Below are 1,346 nucleotides of genomic sequence, written 5' to 3'. Positions count from 1 at the left end.
CCCACACACGCATAGCCGAGCTCGACTATGACGCCCGCGTGGCCGAACTGGCCATGATGCTCGGAGGCGAGTCGTCGGCCGAGGCGGCCAGAGCCAATGCCGTGGCTCTCCTTGCCGGCAGATAAAACCGGTCTCCCCGACGGGGGTCATAATCGATAACAGAATAATAGGAAAAGTATAACAGGATAACAGCAATGATACAGTCAACCGACTACATATTCGGCCTGCGTGCCGTGATGGAGGCCATCGAGGCCGGACGCGACATAGACCGCGTGTATATAAAGAAGGATCTTGACGGCGATCTGGCCCGTCAGCTCACCGACATGATACGCGCCAACGGCATTGTCAGCCGGCGTGTGCCGGTGGAGCGCATCAACAAGATCACCCGCAAGAACCATCAGGGCGTGGTGGCCATACTGTCGGCTGTGACCTATCACAGTATTGACAATCTCGTGCCGCAGCTCTACGAAGACGGGGTGACCCCTTTTCTGATGGTGCTCGACGGCATCACCGACGTGCGCAACTTCGGCGCCATAGCCCGCACGTGCGAGTGTGCGGCTGTCGATGCGGTGGTCATACCGGCTCACGACAGTGTGAGTGTCACCGCCGACGCTGTCAAGACCTCGGCCGGCGCGCTGTCCTATCTGCCGGTGTGTCGTGTCAACTCCACGCTGTCGGCCGTAAGATACCTCAAGGCGAGCGGCGTCAGGGTCGTGGCTGTCAGCGAGAAGGCTGATATCAACTACACCATGGCCGACTATTCGGGGCCAGTGGCTCTCGTGATGGGAGCCGAGGACCGCGGCATATCGCCCGAAGTACTCCGCGAGTGCGACACCTTCGTGTCGATACCGATGTTTGGTCATATCGGATCACTCAACGTATCGGTGGCAGCCGGAGTGCTCGCCTACGAAGTAGTGCGCCAGCGCCTCAGCAGCAACATGGAGATCATCTGAGAGCATCGGAGCGATCATGGCTGCTATAGCTATCATGGTAATCAGAATAATAGTAGTCATTAGATAGTCAGAGTAATCGTAATTCTCATAATATCATCGGAGTCATCGGAGCGATCTGATGGCTCCGATGATTTTTACCTCTAGCCTTGCTTCGCTCTCTCTCCTCCTCCTCCTCCCTGTGCTGACGCCATGTCGCGGGCTCGTGCCCTCCGGGACTCGCCGCGCTGTGTGTGGTTCTCTCTTGTCCGGGGTCTACGCCTCGGATGGTCACCGATCCGCTGTCGCGCATCGGCGTCCATCCTCCGCTCCGAACCCCGGTTTCCATCTCCCCGCACGCTCCGCGGCTCCCGCCCTCCCCGCCGGATGGGGTGACGTTCTCGGAGCCGCGGAGCG

Annotated in this window: 2 protein-coding genes; one reads left to right on the top strand and one right to left on the bottom strand. The window is 59.4% G+C overall.

Going from position 1 to position 1,346, the window contains the following annotated elements; all coding sequences use genetic code 11:
• Positions 1-194 precede the first annotated feature (194 nt).
• A complete protein-coding gene (gene rlmB, locus C5O24_RS13395; protein WP_107036087.1) occupies positions 195-953 on the top strand; it encodes a 23S rRNA (guanosine(2251)-2'-O)-methyltransferase RlmB in 759 nt (252 codons plus the stop codon).
• A gap of 85 nt (positions 954-1,038) precedes the next feature.
• On the opposite strand, the gene C5O24_RS14210 is transcribed toward rlmB, so the two are convergent.
• The coding region (locus C5O24_RS14210; RefSeq protein WP_161553921.1) for a hypothetical protein at positions 1,039-1,346 on the bottom strand (308 nt) is incomplete at its 5' end.

Source organism: Paramuribaculum intestinale, assembly GCF_003024925.1.
GTDB lineage: Bacteria > Bacteroidota > Bacteroidia > Bacteroidales > Muribaculaceae > Paramuribaculum > Paramuribaculum intestinale.
The sequence above is the reverse complement of the archived record's forward strand: the minus strand, read 5'-3'. Positions and strand labels throughout refer to the sequence as shown.

Bases quoted from the DNA above. Each gene is read 5' to 3' on its own strand.
- rlmB (WP_107036087.1), top strand. From the start codon at position 195: ATGATACAGTCAACCGACTACATATTCGGCCTGCGTGCCGTGATGGAG.